Raw genomic sequence first — 22,320 nt, 5'->3', positions numbered from 1 at the left:
CGTCCAAAAGAACGACCTTTTATGCCATACCACTTTATAAAGTGATTATTGCTTTACCATGGTAAATTTGTAGGCTGTTGGATTGCCTAACTTCAGTGTTACCTTATATGTTCCATCGCTGGTAACAGAAACATTATCACCACCGTATGTCAGGTTGTTCGCATTACCTCCAAGGTTAATATCCCATGCATCATTTGCTCTAAACTTAAATGATTTACCTCCAGTCAAGGTAGTAGTCACTGTCCATTCTCCAGTTTCAGGATTAAGCGTCATTGGTGTTGAGGAATCCCATCCACCGGTAGTCGCATCTCCAATTAGTCCCCATACTGTCTTGGTTGCTGTATACTTAAGCGGAGTTGAAGACAAATCTGCTGTTAAGCGATAGAAACCGGCTGTAGCGACTTTTAAGTCACCTCCTGCAGTGCTAAGGGTTCCGTTACCACCGTCACCGTAATTGGTACCATCCCAATTCTGCTCAGAAGTAAACTTGAATCCTTGATTATCTGCAGTAAAGTTTACATACCCATCATATTTCATATCATAATTCTGGCAATAGACAAAAGGAGCTGTTGCAGGGTTCCATCCTTGGTGAGCACCGGGTACATAAAGTTGAAGAGCCATATTTCCAATGTATTCAATTGAATATGTGTATTCCATCATATTCAACGTTATCTTGACGTAACCAGGGTCTGTGGCAATCTTTCCGGCCTGAGGGTTATTTCTAGTCAAATTTCCACTCATTGAAGTATCACCATTAGTAATGGTTCCCAAAACGCCATCTGCCCAAACATTACCAGCATCTACATTTGACTGCGGAATAATCTTCCAATAGGAATTTGCCGGTATTTTAACTATAACACTGAAATATGAATCTTCATATACATCCTTATCACTATGATTGAATTTAATTAATTTAGCTCCATCCCAGCCATTCATATCTCCAATCAAGTAATAGGCTGATTCAATCAACGGTGCAACCGGAGTTACAATAATATTAATTACATCTGAAGACGCACGAAATACCTGACCGTTAGTACTCATATATGCATTAACTACACTTTTCATAGTTCTTGGTGCCGGACGTTTACCATACAATTTTGTAACTGCAGACTGAAGGTCGGCCTTGGCAACTTGTCCATGTGCATTTACGTTCAACTTTACAGTCCCATCAAGTACAATATCAAAACCCTTTATAGTCTGCCCCTCACTCACTGGTGGAGCAGTGAATGAGCAAATAGCAACAGAATCAGTGGTTACAGTAGCCAAGTCAATAGTCGTAGCTGATGCAGCTACAGCTGAGAAAGAAATCGTCTTTCCATCTTCCTGCTTCCAGCTTTGTGGAGCAGCAACATCTTTATTGAAATCTTCAGTGCATGAAGTTAATGCAGTAAGAGCAGATACCAATAAAAGAGTATATAATGATAACTTTTTCATATTTGTTCTTAATTTAATGTTATTATTCGTATTTACCTTTACCAGTCATAAAGTTCAGGTATACACGTTTTCCTGCATCAACTTTATAGCGTTCCTGGTCAGGACCTGTTCCACGATAAGATATCTTACCATCTGCCAATACAATGAATTCGGTCTTCCACCAGTCTAAGTCAGTAAGCTTTACGCACATGCGAACTTCGTCGGTGGCATCTAAAGGACGAGACACAAAGAATCCTGTTCCGTCAGCTGGCACTGTAAATGAATTCTCATCTTTAATATCCCAGCCACCGACAGTGTTTCCCATCATATATACTTTTGGAGCATTAAACTCAACTGTATAATTAATGTTACGGCCAACTAAAGTCGACTTGACAACAACCAAATACCATCCTGCATTCGCAACAGATATATTACCATCTCCTCCTAAACCTGCATCAGCGTTATCTACTAAAGTTGCAGATGTTCCAAATTCGCCACCATTCCAGTCTTTTACACTATTGAATTTGATTTCACCACCTTCAGTAACATAGATTATACGCCAGAATGTTCCGTTATTATCAAATGTTGGTACCATTTCAAGGGCATTAGCATTCCAGTCCCAGCCACCAATACCACCACCGATAATATTCATTGCTGTAGGCAATAAAACGGGAGGTAGAGCAAAATGTACTCTAACATTGCTCAAAGTAACAGGATTTGAATAGATTGCCCCCATACCATTTGTTAATGCGGCTTTCAAGCGAACGTATACTTTAGTTATAAGTGGGAAGTCGGCTTCTGTCTTTCCTTCGGCAAGCGCTAAGTTAGTAGCAGCAACAGCTACTTCCGAAGCATCCACATTCATTTTAGCAGTTGTATATGTAGTTGCCAAATCTGCAAAAGCTCCTTCTGTCTTAAAATCATTATTTAACGATATCTGAACAGAATATATAGTTGCTGCAGTAAATCCATAATCAGGCTGAGAGCAGGTCAATTCGATACTTTTAGATTTTTCCAGGTCATATTCAGAAGTTGAATAGGCCGGAGTATTCAATACGAATGTAGTTGGGTCTTGTAATATGGGATTAGAGTCTCTATCACTATCACAAGCTGTGAAGAGAGACAATCCTAGAAACAAGGAAGCCAATATTGTTATTTTTTTCATATTAATTTCTTTTTTATCAATTATTAAAAATCAATTCACACTAAAACTAATAACCCGGGTTCTGTACCAGATTAGCATTCGCACTCAAATCAGCTGATGGAATTGGATAAAGATTGTAAGTTGAAGCTATTCCAGTGCCAGCTTGTATTCCTCCCTTCCATTGCCAAACATAACTACCTGATGTATAGTAGCCAAAACGAATAAGGTCTGTACGACGTTGTCCCTCAAAATAGAACTCACGAGCTTTCTCATCGAGAATCTGATCAGGAGAGGACAAATAGTTCAGCTGATTAATTCCGGCACGTGTACGTACGGCGTTAATTGCTTCTAAAGCAGTCATACCTTTAACCGTACCACCACGGACAACAGCTTCGGCATAAGTCAGATAAGCTTCGGCAACACGCATCAAAGGGAAATCTGTATCAACATATTCCACATTGTGAACAGGACCACCGTCAGCACGAAGATTTGTGAATTTTTCTACAGAATATCCTTCTTTGAAAGTCTGAGTGTTTGTAATATCTTTCGTACGGTTTTCTGAAAAGAAAAGATAACGTTTATCATTTGTTGTGGTAAACTTATTAATCAAATCAGGACGTGCTCTGTTTCCACCCCAACCTGCTGTAGAACCCCAGTTTGGCATATCAGCAGTGTGTGTCGAAGCAATAATAAATTGCATATTTGAGTAAGATTTTGTTTTCACTCCATCTGTCAAAATAGGAAGGATAATCTCATTAGTGGCCTTATTCACTGTTGAAGGACTTCCATAAGGATCTTTAGCTCCGCTGTTATCAGCCATAAATAATTGTTGATAGTCTGGGCATAGAGTGTATCCGGAAGTAATTACTTTATAAGAATAATCTGCTGCTTCTGACCATTTAGGTGTACCAGTGTAAACCTGGGCATTCAGATAAATTCGAGAAAGTAAGAGCCATGCAGCAACTTGGTCAGCACGTCCATAAGGCGCTTTTTGAGCTTCATACATGTCTACAGAACATTCTTTTAGCTCAGTTTCAATGAATTTAAATAAATCAGCTCTCTTTATTTGTTGAGGAGCATCCTTAGAAACCTTTATAGTAAATGATGGATTTCCAAATAAATCCATTAAATAATAGTAGTACAAAGCACGCATAAAGCGAGTTTCAGCACGTTGCTTTACAGAAACATCATCTGTTTTACCTTCAGTAAGCTCAAGGAAACGGTTGGTTAGTGTAACACCTATCATTAATTTATTATAAAATCCGGAGATAAATGCTGTTGAAGAATTCCATGTCGCAAAGTTAAATTCCGGGATACCTGTATCTCCCCATGCACAGATAGCTTCATCAGTAGAAAGCTCCTGAAAATTCCACATTTGACGAAGAAATCCGTATGTTCCTTCATCAAGTCCGGAAATATCACTATTACCAGCAGGACCTTGTTGTCCAGTCAATGATAATGTTGCATAAACTTTATTAAAGACTGCATCCTGTTCAAATGTAGTAACTGAATTCGGATCAATCGGTTTTACATCCAAATCGCCAGTACATGATCCCAAGCTAAAGCAAAGAGATATTGCTGCAAGGGCAAATATTGATTTGATATATCTAATTTTCATAAATTGAATGTTTTAAATGATTAAAAATTAAGGCTCAAACCAACTAGGCTTGTAACAGGACGAGGATATAGATTGCGGTCAATTCCACCGTTAAGTTCGGGATCCAATCCTTTATAGTTTGTAATCACAAACGGGTTCTGTACAGTTGCATATGCCCGTCCGTTGAGCACACCAAATAATTTATTAAAGGCATATCCCAATGTAATGTTGTCACAACGTAGGAATGTTGCATTTTGCACATAATAATCAGATAGGAACCACGTACCCTTACCAGCAAAATTAGTCACTAAAGCACTTTTAGGACGATTTTCCAGGAATCCGGAAGTTGCATAGATTGCAGATGTTCCAAGTGGAGAAAGATTGGAATCTACGTCATTATAAACATAATTATTGAAATTAGCACGCAGCGTGAAGTTGAAATCCCATCTTTTCCAGATTAATTTTGACGAAAGTCCCATTGTTACATCAGGAGCTGCTTTTTTATAAATATACAAATCATTGGCATTTACAGTTCCATCTCCATTTCTGTCTACAAATGTATTCTCAATTGGCTTACCATTTTTATCATAAACCTGTTGATATACATAGAAGGAGTTAGCAGGATGACCCACAGCATTTGCCAAAACATAAGCACCTGTACCATAACTAATTGTACTTCCAGTAAAGACTGCGTCATCACTAGAATCACCTGTTGTTAACTTGGTAATCTTATTCTTATTCCAGGTTACATTGTAATTCATCTCCCATCTAAGATCTTTTTGTTCGATTATACGGCCAGTAATAGAGAACTCAACACCTTTATTTTCTAAAGTTCCGATATTAGAATACAAACGATTCACAAAGTTGGTTCCAGCTGGAATATCAATCATATTTAATAAATCTTTTGTTTGGCGATAATAACCATCAATAGATCCTGTAATTCGATCATTGAAAAGGCCAAAGTCAAATCCGGCATTATAAGTAGTAGTCTTTTCCCATTTTAGGTCTTCATTCACGCCAGCAGGACGAGAAGTTATTCCGCTATTACCACCCAGAGGATAATATGCTCCATCAATATTCATTATGTATTGAGGTATATAAGAATAATCACCTTGTTGAATATCCTGTTGTCCGGTAATACCCCAACCTAAGCGAAGTTTCAAGTTTGTTATTGTTTTTACATCCTTCAAAAATGGCTCTTCGTTAATTTTCCATCCTAAAGCTGCGGAGGGGAAAAGTCCCCATCTATTATTCTTCCCAAAACGTGATGTTCCATCATCACGAAGAGTGAATGTTACTAAATATCTATCTAGCAAGGAATAATTAGCACGACCAAAGAAAGAGACCAAAAAGCTTTCTGTTTTATATCGTTTGCTTTCAGGATTGTAGTTCTCTGTAACACCTGCATAATTACTATGGCCACTTCTGAAAAAATGTTGCCATTCATAACCACCCATAACATCAAAATGATGAATGTCAAGGTCTTTTGCATATTGCAAATAAAAGTTCAGAGATTTATTGTACTTAAATTGTGATTCTCGACCTTCACGTCCATGGTGAGCATCCGCAGCAAACACAACTGGCTGATACAAATCCTGATGTCCTTTTGAAATATCCATTCCTAAATTTAAATGAGCTCTCAGATCTGGAATATTGAAGAACTTATAATCAAATTCTGCATTACCAATAAAGTCTCTTGCATTGGATGTATCATGTTTCAAATTTAGCAAAGCCACGGGATTCGTAGTTGCAAGATTATTCCAAACACCATCTTTACCAGTCCATTGGAAATATCCTCCAAAGTAATCTGGGTCAGCATTTGTGTACGGATAAGGGGTTCCAAAAACAGGTTTAGTCGGATCGAAGCGAACAGCTGCTCCAACTGCACCAGTATCTGCAAAACGGTTTTTAACGATCATCCCTTTTGCATTCAAATTCATCTTTAAGTGATCATTGAAAAATGAAGGACTCAAGTTGAAAGATGCTGTATAACGTTCAAAATTAGATGTTTTCAAGATACCATTCTGGTTAGTATAGCCAAATGTTGCACGATAAGGTAAATTTTTAAAGCCTCCTGAGATGGTTAAGTTATGATCTGTGCTTATTGCTGTACGGTATATTTCATTTTGCCAATCTGTATCAGCAGTGCCTAAAGCTTTAACCGCATCACTACCTTCGCCATATCTTTCTTTAATCAAGTTAGTATATTCAGCAGCATTCAAAGCATCAATCATATTTCTTTTAATACCCATAGATACATTCCCATCATAAGAAACTGCAGGACGAGCTCCAGCAGAACCTTTTTTGGTCGTGATTATGATAACACCATTAGATGCACGTGAACCGTATATAGCGGTCGCTGATGCATCTTTAAGAACTGTAAAACTTTCGATATCGTTTGGATTAATAGTACTCAATTGATTCGATACACCTTTAATTCCTTCATTATCCAAAGCCATACCATCAATTACAATTAGCGGATCATTACTTGCAGAAAGAGAAGATCCCCCACGAATACGAATAGTTGCGCCACCTCCTGGAGTTCCACCGTTGGACGTTACGTTTACACCGGCAATCTTACCGATCATCATATCCTGGGCATTTGTTGTCAAACCGCGGTTTAGTTTATCTGGCTTGATAGCTGTCACAGACCCGGTAAGATCATTCTTCTTTACCGTTCCATAACCAATAACAACTGTTCCAGCAAGCATCACGGCTTCCTCTTCCAATACAACTGACATGTTAGCTGCAGCTTTCATTTCTATAGCTTTGTAACCTATAAAAGAAAAGGTAATAATAGAATTTTGCGGAACTTTTAGATGAAAAACGCCATCTAAATCGGTAATTGTCCCATTAGTCGTACCCTTAACAGCAACATTTGCACCAATAATAGGCTCGCCTTTTGCATCTTTTACAGTTCCCGTAATGTTGATCTGCTGTGCAAAGACACTCATCGACAAGAACAACCCCATCAATATAGGTAGAATTGTCTTCACGAATTTAAGATTAACTTGCTTCATGCATTTAAAAATTAAAGTTAACAATATTATAATAATAGATTCTCTCTGAAGAATTGAAATGAATTTAACATTTCATATCAGTAATGCAACAAAAATAGAATTTATTAACTGTTGGTTGATTCAGTTAAGCGTTGAATTAGCTACTTTTGCCTTGCAATCGTTTGCATTCCAAATACATCTCTATTAATTAACTCCTAAAAACAATCCAGGACAATTATTCTATTTTTGTAATGAGATAATCATCTAATAATAACCTTGGACCAAAGCTTAAGAAATATAACTATGAATTATAAACCTCAAATCACAATTAAAGATATTGCCAAGGCTTTGAATGTCTCTCCATCAACAGTATCGAGGGCCTTAAAAAACAACCCTGATATTAGTGAAGAAACAAGAAACATTATAAATAAGTTCGCACGAGAGCATAACTATAAGCCTAATGAGCTTGCTTTTAACTTAAGAACCAGTCGTTCTAACACTATCGGGGTAATCATTCCACAATTTATTCATCATTTTTTTTCTTGTGTACTTGATGGAATTGAAGAGGTGGCTTCAAAAGCCGGATATAATATTATTATCGCCCAGTCCAACGAAGAATATGAACGTGAGGTAAAGATCGTTCATTCATTTCTTGCAGCACGTGTATGTGGTGTTATTACATCCTTGGCCAAAGATACCTCACATTATGAACACTATCAGGAATTGCTAGATAACAATATCCCTATAGTATTTTACGATCGAATCTGCACCGGGATTAATACGGAACGTGTTGTTGTTGATGATTATGCAGGAGCCTTTTCCGCAGTGGAATATATGATTCAAACCGGATGTAAGCGAATCTTGTTTTACAGTGCTCCACTTCACTTGGAAATCTCCAAAAACAGAAGAAACGGATATTTGGATGCTATGAGAAAATATAAAATTCCGGTTGACGACAGTATGATAAAAATATGCGATACTAGAGAACAAGCAATTGCTATCACTCCGGATATACTGGAATCTCCGGATCGTCCTGATGGTTTTTTTGCTATCAACGATGAAACAGCATCGGGGATCTTATATTCATGCAAACTGGCAGAGTTGAAAGTTCCCGAAGAAATTTCCATCTGCGGATTCTCTGATGGAATTATTGCACAAACTACCGATCCCAAACTCACAACTGTAGAACAGCACGGTAAAGAAGTTGGTGAGAGTGCTATTAACCTCTTAATAGAAAAGCTTGAGAATAAAAACCCGGAAGAAAAAAGAAGCGGAAATAAAATCGTCAAGACTAACCTTATTGTAAGAGGAACAACTAAATAATTGAATAAGTAATCAAAACAGCAAATTAAAATAATAAATGCCATTAACAAAATATGAAAACAAAACCAGATCTAAGCTTTTGGAAACTATGGAATATTAGTTTCGGATTTTTTGGTGTTCAAATTGCATATGCACTTCAAAGTGCAAACATCAGTCGTATATTTGCTACATTGGGGGCCGATCCACATAATCTGAGTTACTTTTGGATTCTTCCTCCTTTGGCAGGAATTATTGTACAACCAATTATTGGCTCAGCAAGCGATAAGACCTGGACTCGTTTCGGTCGACGGATACCTTATCTTTTCGTCGGTTCTCTGATAGCTGTCATTATTATGTGTCTTCTACCAAATGCCGGTAGCTTCACTAAAATATTTAATGCAATGCTATTTGGTATAATAGCTTTGATGTTTCTGGATACCTCCATTAATATGGCCATGCAGCCTTTTAAAATGATGGTTGGTGATTTTGTAAATGAAAAACAAAAAGGACTTGCTTATTCAATTCAAAGCTTTCTTTGCAATGCCGGAAGTCTTGTAGGATACATGTTCCCGTTTATTTTTACGTTCTTCGGAATCAGTAATATTGCAGAAAAGGGACTGGTTCCTGACTCAGTGATTTATTCATTTTACATTGGTGCTGCAATATTAATTTTATGTGTTATCTATACCACAATCAAGGTTAAAGAAATGCCTCCTAAAGAATTTGAAGAGTTTCACGGAATCACTGCTGCAGAAAAGAAGGAGAAAACCGATTTTATTTCTTTATTAATTCATGCTCCTAAAGTATTCTGGACTGTAGGCTTGGTACAATTCTTCTCTTGGGCTGCATTCATGTATATGTGGACATATACCAACGGGGCAATAGCCGACAATGTATGGGGAACGACTAATACAGCAACTGCTGAATATCAGGAGGCAGGAAACTGGGTTGGCGTGCTATTCGCTATACAAGCAATCGGGTCAGTTTGTTGGGCGGTTGTATTACCTATGTTTAAATCTCGAAAATTTGCTTATTCATTCAGTTTACTCTTAGGTGGCCTTGGTTTTATCTCTACTCAATTCATGCATAATCAATATATATTGTTTGCAGCTTATTTCCTAATCGGCTTTGCATGGGCAGCTATGCTGGCAATGCCATTTACAATATTAACTAATTCCATTTCAGGAAAAAACATGGGAGCATACCTCGGATTATTTAATGGCACCATCTGTATTCCACAAATTTGTGCTGCTCTGGTTGGGGGAATATTGTTACGTGTTGTTGGAGGGAAACAGGTAAACATGCTTGTTTTGGCAGGTTGCTTCCTGATTATCGGTGCCGCATGTGTCTGGATTATTAAAGAAACTTTGCCAAAACATAAACTCAATTCTGCAGAAAATTAGTATTCAGAGCGTGTTTTTTTAAATATTTATTATTACCTTGCAACAAGTTTATTATCAATTAACTTGTTGCAAGGCCTAAAAGGCGTGCAGATTTTAGCCATGATAAGTATAGAGACATGGTTTATATCAGAGCTATTGAACGTTTTGAAGCGAAAAAGTAATAAAAACACGCATCACAAAAGTGGGCACGAATATAAAGCAGGATGAAAAAATACCTTAAAACTGACGAATGGAATATCATTGAAGAAGGCTTTCACGTTAAAGACCAAAGAGCATCTGAAAGCATATTCAGTATTGGTAATGGTAGAATAGGACAACGTGGAAATTTTGAGGAAAAATACACCGGCGATACTCTCCAGGGCTCTTACATAGCTGGTATTTATTTTCAAGACCGCACTCGTGTTGGATGGTGGAAAAACGGATATCCCCGCTATTTTTCACGCATGCCTAATGCTCCTTACTGGAGTGGAATTAATCTCAGATTAATAGATGAAGAACTTGATCTGGAACTGTGGGATGTAGATCAGTTTGACCGCAAACTTTCTATGAGAGATGGCATCTCAGAAAGGACATTTACCGTAACATCACCTAAAGGATATACATTACAAATACATGTTGAACGCTTTTATAGCATGACTCAACTGAATCTTTGTTTAATAAAATACAGCGTAACTTCCGTAAATTACGAAGGTAAGATTTCTCTTCTGCCCTATATCAATGGAGATGTGGTACATGAAAGTTCCAATTTTAATGAAAAGATGTGGAACATTATTCTAGCAGAAACAACCCGAGAATATGCATTGTTATGGGCTCAGACTAAACGTGAAGATTCACAAGTTTGTTGTGCTACCACTTATCAGTTATTTAAAAACAGCAAAGAAATTACTAGTCGACCTATCAGAATTGAGAAAGAAAAGCTGGTTGGCTTCAGTGTAGGTAGTGATGTAAAACCTGGTGAAAGATTATCTTTAATTAAATACACTTCTATTGTCTCCTCATTATATTGTGACAGAAAAAAGCTAGTTGAACAGTCTGTTAGTGAGGCTCAAAAAGCTAAATCTACGGGATGGGAAAATCTCCTGGAAGAGCAACGCAAAGAATGGAGTAAAATCTGGGATATAATGGACGTAAAAATTGAGGGAGATGATGAAGTTCAGCAAGCAATCCGATTTAATATATTCCAGATACGCCAAAACTACAAGGGAGACAATCCAAGTTTGAACATTGGAGCTAAAGGATTTACCGGTGAAAAATATGGAGGGAACACTCAATGGAATACCGAATTATGCTGTATACCTTACTATCTGTTATCCGGTTCAGAAAAATTAGCTGTAAATCTGTTGCTGTATCGGTATAACCATCTGCCTAAAGCAATCGAAAATGCAGAAAAACTTGGATTTTTAAATGGAGCAGCACTCTACCCTATGGTAACAATGGATGGAAATGAGTGCCATAATGAATGGGAAATAACTTTTGAAGAAATTCATCGAAATGGTATTATTGCCTATACCATCGATTTATATACAAATTACACAGGCAAAACAGATTATGTTGCCAAATACGGACTTGAGGTTCTTATTGGAATTTCGCGATTCTGGAGTCAACGTGTGAGTTTCTCCACTCCTAAACAAAAATATGTTATCCTTGGAGTCACGGGACCCAATGAATATGAAAACAATGTAGACAACAACTGGTATACCAATTATAGTTGCGTACAAAATTTAAAATCAACTCTCCATTACCTGAAACTGGTTCAGAAAGAATATCCGACAGAATATCAAAGGATAATTGCAAAAACAAATTTTGAACCAGAGGAAACCAAAAGATGGAAAGATATCATTGAGAACATGTTTTTTCCTGAAGATAAAGAAACTGGAATATTCGTTCAGCAAGACGGTTATCTTGATAAGGAATTAAATGTCGTTGCAGATATTAATCCCGCAGAACGTCCTATCAGTCAACATTGGTCGTGGGACCGAATTCTACGTTCATGTTTCATTAAACAAAGTGATGTTTTATTGGGGATATATCTGTACGGTAACAACTTCAGCCGAAGTACTGTAAAGAAAAACTTTAAGTTTTACGAGCCACGTACATTACACGAATCATCTCTGTCATATTTTGTACACTCTATTCTGGCTGCACGAATAGGTGATATTGAAAAAGCTTATGACCTTTTCCTGAAGGCTACACGTCTTGATTTAGACGATTATAATAATGACCTGAAAGAAGGGCTGCATATCACCAGCATGCCAGGCAGCTGGCTTGCCTTGGTGGAAGGGTTTGCCGGAATTAAACTCAAAAACGGGAAAGTGTCATTCGACCCACTCATCCCTCAAAAATGGAAATCCTATTCCTTTAAGGTCAATTTTAACGGATATTTTCTACTGATCAAAATTGCAAAGGAAGAGATCATTGTAAACAATTTGGCAGAAGTTGATATTGACATACAAGTCTTGGATCAGAATTATACAATCAAAAGGAATGGTTTCTTAACAATCCCGCTAAAATAAGTAAATAACAAAAAGAGAGAACTTTTAAAAGAACCTGTCTGGCAAATTTCCTTTATGAATTGTTTTTTGTGTATATTTGCGCCTAATTATGAAAAGGATCACATTTATATATATACTATTCACAGTTCTTTCTCAGACATCTCTTCATGCACAATACAGAGAGATGCCAGGTTCTCCGAACAGGATGAACAATAGAAATACTTCTGATAACAGAAATGGTCAGAATAATGAAGAGCATCAAGACAGTACAAAAGTCAACTCAGCATCAATCGATCCGAAACTCTACATGTGGACTGTTGATGAACGTTTGGGTAATATTCAGTTGATACCTGCTGATACAGCCTTTCATCACTTTCAGAACCAGAACCTGGTAGAAGGAGTCACAGGGCACAAAAATCATCTTGGAAATCTGGGTTCACCTTCCATGTCAAGGATTTATTTCGAGCGCTCTGATTTCTCTCAATATCTTTTCATTGACCCTTATTCAAGCTTCTTTGTGAAGCCACAAGAATTTAAATTTTCAAATTCTCGTTTACCCTATACTAATCTCACATATTTCAAATCCGGATCAAGTGTAGATGGTGAAGAACGTTTTAAAAGTTACTTCTCTGTTAACGTAAATAAGCGTATGGCTTTCGGGTTCAACATTGATTATCAATACGGTAGAGGTTTCTACTCAAATCAGTCAACAGCCCATTTTAACGGAAGTCTTTTTGGCAGCTATCTTGGAAGTCACTATCAGGCCCATTTGCTTTATAACAATTTCTTTACTAAAATGGTAGAAAACGGAGGAATTACTGATGACAGATATATTACCAATCCTCTGGCAATGAGTGAAGGCAAAAAAAAATATGAGCCAGTTAATATTCCAACCCTCTTTACTGATACATGGAACAGGAACCATGATTCATACATCTTCCTGACCCACCGCTACAATCTTGGATTCAATAGAGAAAAAGAAAATGAGAAAAAGCAAAAAGAGAAGGAATTTGTACCTGTCACCAGCTTTATACACACTGTAAAATACGAAAGTGCCCGTAGAAAGTATCTTTCACTCTCTGAAAATAAGGACTTCTACGAAAACATATATATAAATAAAAATGCTCTTTCTTCTAAAGACTCAACAAGCTATTCGTCAATAAAAAACACTTTTGCCATTGCTTTGCTCGAAGGCTTCAACAAATATGCACAGGCTGGACTTACCGGATTTATCTCTCATGAAATACGTCAATATAAATTAATGGACAAAGATTCAGTTTCAGTGAATAAGTACACTGAAAATGAAGTTTATGCCGGAGGCGAACTATCCAGAAAAAGTGGGAAATTACTTCATTACTCAGCAACAGGAGAAGTTGGTATATTGAAAGAAAGCATCGGACAATTCCGGCTAAAAGGAAATATGGATTTAAACTTCCGTTTTAAGAAAGACACTGTGACTTTCATCGCCCGAGGAACCATTTCTAACACATTGCCGGCTTTTTATCTTCGTCATTATCATTCCAACCATTTCTGGTGGGATAATGATGATCTGTCTAAAGAGTTTAAAACACGCATGGAAGGGGAATTCTCAGTCAAAAGATGGGAAACGAATCTAAAAGTTGGGGTGGAAAATATAAAAAATTACACCTATTTCAACAGCAAAGCAGTACCCGAACAATATAACGGCAACATCCAAATTATAAGTGCTGTCTTGAGTCAAAATTTCAAAGCAGGCATTCTTCATTTAGACAATGAGGTTTCCTATCAAAAAACTTCAAATAGTACAGTTCTGCCACTTCCGGACTTTTCATTATATCATAACTTATATCTGGAAACTAAAATTTCAAAGAAAGTTCTGAGCGTGCAACTTGGTGCTGATGTGCGCTATTTCACAAAATATATGGCTCCGGTTTATACTCCGGCAATTGGGAATTTCAATTTGCAAGATGCAGCTAAAAGTGTTGAAATAGGTGGTTATCCTATAGTTAACTTATATGCCAATCTGCATCTTAAACGTACACGCATCTTTGCAATGCTCTATCATGTAAACCAGGGTTCGGGAGGAAATTCTTTCTATGTACCTCATTATCCAATCAACCCTCGTATATTTAAGCTTGGTATTTCCTGGAACTTCTATGATTAGTCATATGCAAATAAAAAAGAATTTAAAATTTCTGATTTTAATCATTATTACTATTCTTATTGCTCTTTATTTCAATCATAACGGGCCTACAAAATCCACACCGAGAGATTATGCCGAGATTAAACAATCAGGAGTTCTTCGTGTTGTTACCGAATATAACTCTCTAAGTTACTTTGTTGAAGGAGATTCTATTTCTGGATTTCAGTACGAATTGATAAAAGCTTTTTCCAAATCGCAAAAGTTACGTTTAGAAATAACGCCCGAAATGAGTTTTGATAAACGGTTAAAGGATCTTTCTGATGGGAAATATGATATAATCGCTTACAACATGCTTGTTACCAGTGAACAAAAAGACTCACTCTTGCTAACCTCGCCTATTCTATTAAGCAAACAAGTATTGGTACAACGGAAAAAAGATGCAAAGAACCCTCAATATATCAAAAGCCAGCTTGATCTGGCTTTCAAGGTTCTCCATGTTGTAAAAGGTTCCCCTTCTATTCTCCGCATTAGGAATCTGAGCAATGAAATCGGAGATCCGATCTACATAAAAGAGGTTGAGAAATATGGTTCAGAGCAGTTGTTAGCCATGGTTGCCTATGGTGATATCAATTATGCAGTTTGTGATGAAAGTATAGCCTTGGCTTCGATAGACTCATTCCCAAATCTGGATATCAAGACAGATATCAGTTTCACGCAATTCTACTCATGGGGTGTAAGTAAGAAATCCCCCATCTTACTTGATAGCCTCAACGCTTGGTTGAAAAAGTTCACCAAGAGTCCGGAGTATAAACAAATATACAAGAGATATTACAAGGACTGATTAATCTCTGCTTTCTCTGCCTCATTTTCTATTGTTTTTTGTGTTGCGCTAAAATACTGAAACATCATTGAAACAGATGGTATTAACTGTGCCAGAGAAGCAATAAAGAAACCTACAACAAAAAAAACAAACATCAGTATGCCGAAATAAGATGGAAGATTAGGCGCATTTCCATCTAAAACAGAGATAAAAGAAAGAGATTGCACATACATTCCTACCTGCCAGGGTGTGAAGACAACCATCGAAATAATCTGAGTAAAAATGCATGCCAGCAGAAGAAGGAAAAAAGTTCCAGACCAGTTGTACCAACCCATACGGAGCCCTTTTTTCAAAGCTTTCACCACATTGATTTCTTCAAACATGAATATCTGTTGAGTATAAGCAAATGGAATAAAAATAAATATTATCAGAGGGATAAACAGCAATAATGTCCATACAGAAAGCATAAACATTCCTATTAAAAGAATGGAAAAAAGAATGCCAAATAAAATAAATACCACGTTTATCATCAGAAAACGTTTACTATTTAAAATTATCTTGTTCTTTATTTCCTTAAACTGAATTCTCTCAAGAGAATCACGTTGAGGGTATTCCTTCACCAACGTATAAATAATTCCATTAAAAAGGATATTGCCTGCTAGATAAATAAATGTAATTCCGGCTATAATTAACAAAAGCTTAATTGAGCCCTGAGTCGAAAAACCGAATTGAAAATATTTTAAAACGGAGTTTCCACTTATAGCCAGTAGTAGTGCATTAAGCAGTGCTGTCAACACTAATATCAGCGATCCATATTTGACAATTATTTTGAAGTTATTCTCAATAAAATCGAATGCAGCAGCAAAGCGTCCGGCAATGCTTCTGGTCTTATAAAATATTATTTTTGTTGTCTGAGTAGCCATATATTGTATTTTTATCAGTTTATTCTAAATTTCTTATGGCAAAAGTAATTAAAAACAATATATTTGCAATCTCATAAATAGTAATTTTTGTTATAAGAAAAATAAAGAGGAAAAAGAAATATGATCAGATGGGGATTTATTGGCTGTGGTAAAGTAACTGAGAAGAAAAGCGGTCCGGCATTCAAAAAAGTTGAAGGATCAACAGTCGTTGCAGTAATGAGCCGAGACGCAGAGAAAGCCAAAAACTATGCAGAATCAAGAGGGATTAAGAAATGGTACACCGATCCGATGAAGTTGATTGAAGATCCCGAAGTAGATGCTGTTTATATCGCTACCCCACCCTCTTCTCATGCTACTTATGCAATCATGGCAATGAAAGCGGGCAAGCCTGTGTACATTGAAAAGCCAATGGCCAGCAGTTATGAGGAGTGCACCCGTATTAACCGAATATCTCAGGAAACAGGTGTTCCCTGTTTTGTTGCGTATTATCGCCGATATCTACCCTATTTTATGAAAGTAAAAGAGCTGATTGAACAAGGTGCCATAGGAAATGTAATCAATGTTCAGATTCGTTTTGCACAGCCTCCTTACGACCTCGATTACAATAAAGAGAACCTACCCTGGCGAGTTCAACCGGACATTGCAGGAGGTGGTTATTTTTACGACCTTGCCTCTCATCAACTTGACATTTTACAGGACATTTTCGGATTTATTCTTGAAGCTCAAGGGTGTAAAAGCAATCGTGGAGGACTTTACCCTGCAGAAGATACTGTAAGTGCCTGTTTCAAATTCGATTCGGGCTTAGTTGGTTCGGGTTCATGGTGCTTCGTAGCGCACAATTCAGCCAAAGAAGATCGCATTGAAGTTATTGGTGACAAAGGAATGATTTGTTTTTCCACTTTTACATTCGAGCCGATTGCTCTTCATACAGAGAAAGGACGAGAGGAATTCAAGCTTGAAAACCCAGAACATATTCAATACAACTTAATTGAGAATGTAATTCATCACCTACAAGGAAAGACTATTTGTACTTGTGATGGAATCAGTGCCACACCAACCAACTGGGTGATGGATAAAATTCTTGGAAAATTATAATTTCATACTTAAAGATCGTTTTAATGAAAAGGGTGTTTGTCTTCTATTGCCTGATTCTAACTTCAATCCTTTTGCCGGCGCAAAATGATAAGTCTACTTTGTTGCAGAAAGGTAAAGATTTGAGCGACAAGGCAAAAGAAAACATATACACTGTAATACACAACATCGGAGCAACTGACACAAGCTATGTGGAGCCCAATAAATACAACTACGCATTCATGCTTGAAAACAGCAACTGGTACGAATATTACTTGTTCAGCAGCAACGAAGATACACCGCAGAGATTGAACATTGCGCCCAACATGAGTTATAAACTTGGAGGTTATTTCGGTTGGAGATGGATATTCCTTGGATGGTCTATAAATATCAATGATCTTATTGGAAACAGAAAATATTCAAAGAAAAAAACAGAGTTTGGGCTAAGCCTCTACAGCCCGATGATTGGAGGAGATATCTATTTTCGTAAAAGTGGAAGCGATTTCAAACTGCGCAGTACAAGCGGAATTTTTGAAGATGGGCAAATTCCTGATTATAATATAGATATAAGCGGATTTAACGTCGACATCAAAGGTCTGAATGCCTATTGGGTCTTTAATAACAAAAAATTCTCTTACCCGGCTGCTTACAGTCAGTCAAGCAATCAGCGCAAAAGCGCAGGCTCTTTCATTGCAGGTTTCTCTTATTCACAACATGAGATTCATTTTGACCACACTAAACTGCCTGAGCCGGTTCTTGCCAAACTGAGTGATGCATTGAAATTTAATGAAATAAACTATTCCGACTACAGCCTCAGTTTCGGTTATGCCTATAATTGGGTCTTTGCAAAAAACTGGCTGGCGGATCTCTCATTGACACCGGCTGTAGCTTATAAAAAATCGAAAATTGACCAGGAAGAAAAAAGTTTTCCTACACTAAACAACATCAACTTCGATTTGATCACACGTGCCGGTATAGTTTATAACAACTCCAAGTATTTTGCCGGAGCATCGCTGGTAATGCACACATACGACTATAGAACTAAAAATTTCTATCTAAACAACAGTTTCGGTACCATCCGAGTTTATGCCGGATTTAATTTTGGAAAGAAAAAACAATATAGAGACAAGTAACGAACAAAAGGAGTCTTACATCTTTTATATTATTAGAGGTTTACAAATAGAGAAATTTAATTTAATAACAGCTTTAATTTACGTCTATACTAACAAAAAATCGTATGCAGTATGAAAAAAGAAGAATTCATGCGAAAAGCCATTGAGCTTTCTATCGAAAATATTGAAAATGGAGGAGGACCTTTTGGAGCAGTTATTGTAAAAGGAGGAAAAATTGTAGCCACAGGTGTAAACAGAGTAACCGATTCTTGCGATCCAACTGCTCATGCAGAAGTATGTGCCATTCGTGCCGCAGCAAAAAAGCTAGGAACTTTCAATCTTAGCGGTTGTGAGATTTATACTTCCTGCGAACCCTGCCCCATGTGTCTTGGAGCTATTTATTGGGCCAGACTGGATAAGATGTATTATGCAAATACCAAGACAGATGCTATGAATATTGGCTTTGACGATTCTTTTATCTATGATGAACTGGAGTTGAAACTAACAGAAAGGAAATTGCAATCGGAACAATTACTACGCAACGAAGCACTAAAAGCTTTTGAGGCATGGAGCAATAATAACGAGAAGATTGAATATTAATAAAATCCATTTCCAATCGACAGCATCAGTTGGAAATGGATTTTATGATTAAAGCTATTTACAGGCTTTGACTTTCAGAATGGAGAATCAGCTTACTCCATTCTGTTATTATTTTATTTAATAAAGCTCACCCTTTCCTACTTCTGCAAACAAACGAGCTATTACAGGTACCAAATCATTTACATATCTCTCACCTTTAGCTGCAGTAGCTTTTTCCGGGTTACCTACTCCTGTATCTTTGGTAGCACGATTCCAGTGTCTTGGAGTCCAACCAATTTTGTCGTTGAGAGCAGCGATGGCAAAAGGCTGCGATTCTCCTTTCCCGGCAATGCTCAAATCTACGAGTTCCGGATGAAGATGCATCATTACCGATGTTTCCAACTCACCAGCATGATCATCGATAACAGCTTCAAAATATTCTTTTGCAGGTAAAATTGTGAACCAGTCCGACTGCACAATCAAGAAATCAGGATAAGTAAAAGCCAAATCACGAATCATGTTTTTAAAATTATTCCCTCCATGACCACTGAAAATAATCAGTTTATTCATTCCTTGAGCCCGGAGTGAAGCAACCACGTCAGTCAGTATTGCAAACTGAGTTTCATAACGGGCATGGATACAAAAGCTCAGTCCAATCTGTCCCGGATTTTGCGAGCCCAAAGATATAGGCGGCATCACCATGCAACGAACCCCAGACTCTTTTAGAGCCAGTTCTGCTGCCATTACTGCAATTTCTTTAGGTGCTATACAATCTGTAAGATAAGGCAGATGATAATTATGTGGTTCAGTTGCTCCCCAGGGAAGAATGGCCACATCGTAATGCAAATCTTTAACTGCCCCATAGCAGCTTACCGAAAGATCTATTTCTTTATTCATACTATACATTTTTATGTTCTTAACAAAATACAAAGATACACATTTATCAACTAAATGTGATTATATTTAAACAATAAACAGAAATGTGAATATTCATTAACCAACAATAAGAAATAGATTTCCAAACAAAAAATATTTCAGTATATATCAATTGTATACAAAATATAAATCAATTCATGCGATGAAATACAACACATTTATTAATGTTCGCAAACATATTTTATACATAATAATAGCTAAGTAAAGGTCTGTTTAGTTTGATATATTCAAACATAAGCCTATATTTGCGAATAGAACATTACCTTAAATCTATCCAATTATGGCGTCGATTGCAATTGACATAGGCGGCACTAAAATATCATCAGCTATCTTTACTCCAGAAGGCGAGATGCTATATCACCGCAAAAACTTATTAAGTGGCAGAATCGGTAGTGAAGTGGGCGAACTGGCAGCGCATTCACTGAAAAGACTACTGGCTACAGCCTCATCCAAACGGATCCAAATAGACAGTGTTGGGGTATGTGTTCCTGGAATTGCCTATTCTCAAACGGGAAGGGTATGGGCACCCAATATTCCGGGATGGGAAGATTATCCATTGCATGAACAATTAAGGAGTTGCATTCAAGATCCTGCCATCGGGCTGTATATTGACAGTGACCGCACCTGCTATCTCTATGGAGAACTGTGGCAAGGAAGTGCAAAGGATTGTCACAGTGCCATTTTTATTGCGGTTGGCACCGGAATAGGAATGGGAATTATGATGGATGGGCGTCTGTTTCACGGAGCCAACGATATTGTGGGTGCTTGTGGGTGGATGGCTTTGCAACCACCCTACCTGCCGGAATACGACAGTTGCGGCTGTTTTGAATATTATGCTTCAGGTAGTGGCATAGGCGCTCGGGCAAAAGACGAGATATACCGTTCGAAAACATACAAAGGAAAGTTAAGACAAAAGCCTATTGTAAGGGTTACTGCACAAGATGTGTTTGCAGCACTTGACGAAGGAGACCCGATAGCTGAACAGGTAATTAAGAAAGCAATTGAAATGTGGGGAATGGCTTCGGCAAACATGGTGAGCATATTCAATCCGCAAAAAATAATATGGGGTGGCGGTGTCTTTGGTCCAGCCGCAAAATTCATTCCGGACATATACAAAGAGTCACGTAAATGGGCACAACCTATCAGCATCCGGCAGGTAGAATACGTTCCTTCTCAACTCTCGGGAAATGCCGGACTAATCGGAGCAGCCTATTTAGCCATTAAAAATAAGGAAGATGAAAAACAGTTATAACACCAAACAAGTCTTTGTTTCTGCCTGCATCGGCATGTGTTTCTTCGGAATTGCCATGATCGTGCTGGGTGCCATGCTGCCTGTACTTACAGAAAGGTTGTCGCTTACACCTATCCAGGCCACTTCATTGGTAGCCTTTCTGCCTATTGGCATGCTTGCCGGTTCCCTTCTTTTTGGACCGGTTATGGACCGTTATGGATATAAAACATTACTCAATGTTAGCTGCCTTCTTGTTCTAATAGGGTTAGAAGGGATTGCTTTTCTGAAAAGCGTGGAGCTGCTGCAGGTTTCTATTTTGTGCATCGGTTTCGGAGGTGGAATTTTGAACGGAGAAACCAATGCGCTGGTTTCTGATATATATGACAACAGCAAAAAGCAGGCACACCTCAGTCTGCTAGGAGCATTCTATGGAATAGGTGCCCTGGGCATACCGGTATTGCTGAGTTTTCTTACTCATTATTATTCACACGAAAATATCCTTGCTGCATTAGGCGGATTGATGTTATTACTTATCATCTACTGCTCATCCATAAAATACCCAATAGCCAAGCAATCAAGCGGATTTCCAATAAAGGAGAGTCTTAGGTTGCTCAAAAACAAGACGCTGGTTCTTCTGGCCTTTATTCTTTTCTTTCAGAGTGGCATTGAAGGGATAAGCAACAACTGGACAGCCCTTTATCTTACCAGTAGTACGGTAATCAGTAAATCGGACGCCATGCTCACAATCATCGGAATGGTGGCAGGTTTAACCATTACAAGGTTAATTCTGATTTGGCTTCTCAAGAAGACAACTGCAAAAACCATTCTGATAAGTAGTTTATCACTGGCTATTTTCGGATTTCTTTTACTTATCAGTCCTTCATACTGGAGGGCCTTTTTCGGAATGATTTGCATCGGAGTCGGACTATCGTCTACCTTTCCTATTATTCTAGGGATTATTGGTTCCGCTTTTTCGGAACTGTCGGGAACGGCCTTCAGCATTGCCCTCACCGTGGCACTTATAGGAAACAATCTGCTGAACAATCTGGTAGGATTACTTTCGGGAGCAGTGGGAATTGCCTGCTACCCGTTTATCGCGATTACATCATTAACAATTATGCTTTTCCTTTTCACCTATTCGAAAAGGAAGGCTAATATTCATCTTTAAAATTTTAT

16 protein-coding genes are annotated in these 22,320 nt (G+C 37.7%); 10 read left to right on the top strand and 6 right to left on the bottom strand.

The genetic code is table 11. The features are described 5' to 3' along the window. Positions 1-45 precede the first annotated feature (45 nt). Genes ABWU87_RS02370 through ABWU87_RS02355 form a run of 4 tightly spaced genes read right to left on the bottom strand, consistent with a single transcriptional unit; the run spans position 46 to position 7,174 of the window. The gene (locus ABWU87_RS02370) at positions 46-1,434 is read right to left on the bottom strand and encodes a SusF/SusE family outer membrane protein (RefSeq protein ID WP_353332939.1); all 1,389 of its coding nucleotides are present in this window, start codon (positions 1,432-1,434) and stop codon (positions 46-48) included. Positions 1,435-1,456: 22 nt separating this feature from the next. Beyond that, the gene (locus ABWU87_RS02365) at positions 1,457-2,578 is read right to left on the bottom strand and encodes a SusF/SusE family outer membrane protein (RefSeq protein ID WP_353332936.1); all 1,122 of its coding nucleotides are present in this window, start codon (positions 2,576-2,578) and stop codon (positions 1,457-1,459) included. A gap of 46 nt (positions 2,579-2,624) precedes the next feature. Next, complete coding sequence (locus ABWU87_RS02360) at positions 2,625-4,175, bottom strand: RagB/SusD family nutrient uptake outer membrane protein (RefSeq protein WP_353332934.1); 1,551 nt, start codon at positions 4,173-4,175, stop codon at positions 2,625-2,627. Positions 4,176-4,195: 20 nt separating this feature from the next. Continuing rightward, on the bottom strand, positions 4,196-7,174 hold the full coding sequence (locus tag ABWU87_RS02355; RefSeq protein WP_353332932.1) for a SusC/RagA family TonB-linked outer membrane protein: 2,979 nt from the start codon (positions 7,172-7,174) through the stop codon (positions 4,196-4,198). 282 nt (positions 7,175-7,456) lie between these two features. Here ABWU87_RS02355 and ABWU87_RS02350 point away from each other — a divergent pair, with 282 nt between their 5' ends. The 5 genes from ABWU87_RS02350 (at position 7,457) to ABWU87_RS02330 (ending at position 15,313) form a co-directional block, all read left to right on the top strand. After that, positions 7,457-8,476 (top strand): LacI family DNA-binding transcriptional regulator, encoded by a 1,020-nt coding sequence (locus tag ABWU87_RS02350; protein WP_353332930.1) that lies wholly within the window; start codon positions 7,457-7,459, stop codon positions 8,474-8,476. 53 nt (positions 8,477-8,529) lie between these two features. After that, complete coding sequence (locus ABWU87_RS02345; protein WP_353332928.1) at positions 8,530-9,858, top strand: MFS transporter; 1,329 nt, start codon at positions 8,530-8,532, stop codon at positions 9,856-9,858. 203 nt (positions 9,859-10,061) lie between these two features. Next, positions 10,062-12,371, top strand: a complete 2,310-nt coding sequence (locus ABWU87_RS02340) for a family 65 glycosyl hydrolase domain-containing protein (RefSeq protein ID WP_353332926.1) — start codon at positions 10,062-10,064, stop codon at positions 12,369-12,371. Between the two features lie 88 nt (positions 12,372-12,459). Continuing rightward, a complete protein-coding gene (locus ABWU87_RS02335) occupies positions 12,460-14,493 on the top strand; it encodes a putative porin (protein ID WP_353332924.1) in 2,034 nt (677 codons plus the stop codon). 4 nt (positions 14,494-14,497) lie between these two features. Further along, complete coding sequence (locus ABWU87_RS02330) at positions 14,498-15,313, top strand: transporter substrate-binding domain-containing protein (protein WP_353332922.1); 816 nt, start codon at positions 14,498-14,500, stop codon at positions 15,311-15,313. On the opposite strand, the gene ABWU87_RS02325 is transcribed toward ABWU87_RS02330, so the two are convergent. Next, positions 15,301-16,215, bottom strand: a complete 915-nt coding sequence (locus tag ABWU87_RS02325) for a hypothetical protein (RefSeq protein ID WP_353332920.1) — start codon at positions 16,213-16,215, stop codon at positions 15,301-15,303. The genes ABWU87_RS02330 and ABWU87_RS02325 overlap by 13 nt on opposite strands. A 120-nt stretch (positions 16,216-16,335) precedes the next feature. On the opposite strand from ABWU87_RS02325, the gene ABWU87_RS02320 reads away from it, so the two are divergent. The 3 genes from ABWU87_RS02320 (at position 16,336) to ABWU87_RS02310 (ending at position 18,998) form a co-directional block, all read left to right on the top strand. Beyond that, a complete protein-coding gene (locus ABWU87_RS02320) occupies positions 16,336-17,310 on the top strand; it encodes a Gfo/Idh/MocA family protein (protein WP_353332918.1) in 975 nt (324 codons plus the stop codon). 23 nt (positions 17,311-17,333) lie between these two features. Further along, positions 17,334-18,419 (top strand): DUF4421 domain-containing protein, encoded by a 1,086-nt coding sequence (locus tag ABWU87_RS02315; RefSeq protein WP_353332916.1) that lies wholly within the window; start codon positions 17,334-17,336, stop codon positions 18,417-18,419. A 111-nt stretch (positions 18,420-18,530) separates the two neighbouring features. Then, positions 18,531-18,998 (top strand): nucleoside deaminase, encoded by a 468-nt coding sequence (locus ABWU87_RS02310; protein ID WP_353332914.1) that lies wholly within the window; start codon positions 18,531-18,533, stop codon positions 18,996-18,998. A 117-nt stretch (positions 18,999-19,115) separates the two neighbouring features. Here ABWU87_RS02310 and ABWU87_RS02305 read toward each other — a convergent pair whose 3' ends face one another. After that, entirely contained in the window at positions 19,116-19,874 is a 759-nt protein-coding gene (locus tag ABWU87_RS02305; RefSeq protein ID WP_353332912.1) for a creatininase family protein, read from the bottom strand. Between the two features lie 319 nt (positions 19,875-20,193). Between ABWU87_RS02305 and ABWU87_RS02300 the strand changes: the two genes are divergently transcribed. Together ABWU87_RS02300 and ABWU87_RS02295 are read left to right on the top strand one after the other, a co-directional pair. Then, on the top strand, positions 20,194-21,165 hold the full coding sequence (locus tag ABWU87_RS02300; RefSeq protein WP_353332910.1) for an ROK family protein: 972 nt from the start codon (positions 20,194-20,196) through the stop codon (positions 21,163-21,165). Further along, on the top strand, positions 21,149-22,312 hold the full coding sequence (locus ABWU87_RS02295) for an MFS transporter (RefSeq protein WP_353332908.1): 1,164 nt from the start codon (positions 21,149-21,151) through the stop codon (positions 22,310-22,312). Before ABWU87_RS02300 ends, ABWU87_RS02295 begins: the two co-directional genes overlap by 17 nt. The last annotated feature ends 8 nt before the right edge of the window (positions 22,313-22,320 follow it).

It is taken from the genome of Bacteroides sedimenti, from assembly GCF_040365225.1.
In the GTDB taxonomy this organism is placed as follows: Bacteria; Bacteroidota; Bacteroidia; order Bacteroidales; family Bacteroidaceae; genus Bacteroides; species Bacteroides sedimenti.
The sequence above is the reverse complement of the archived record's forward strand: the minus strand, read 5'-3'. Positions and strand labels throughout refer to the sequence as shown.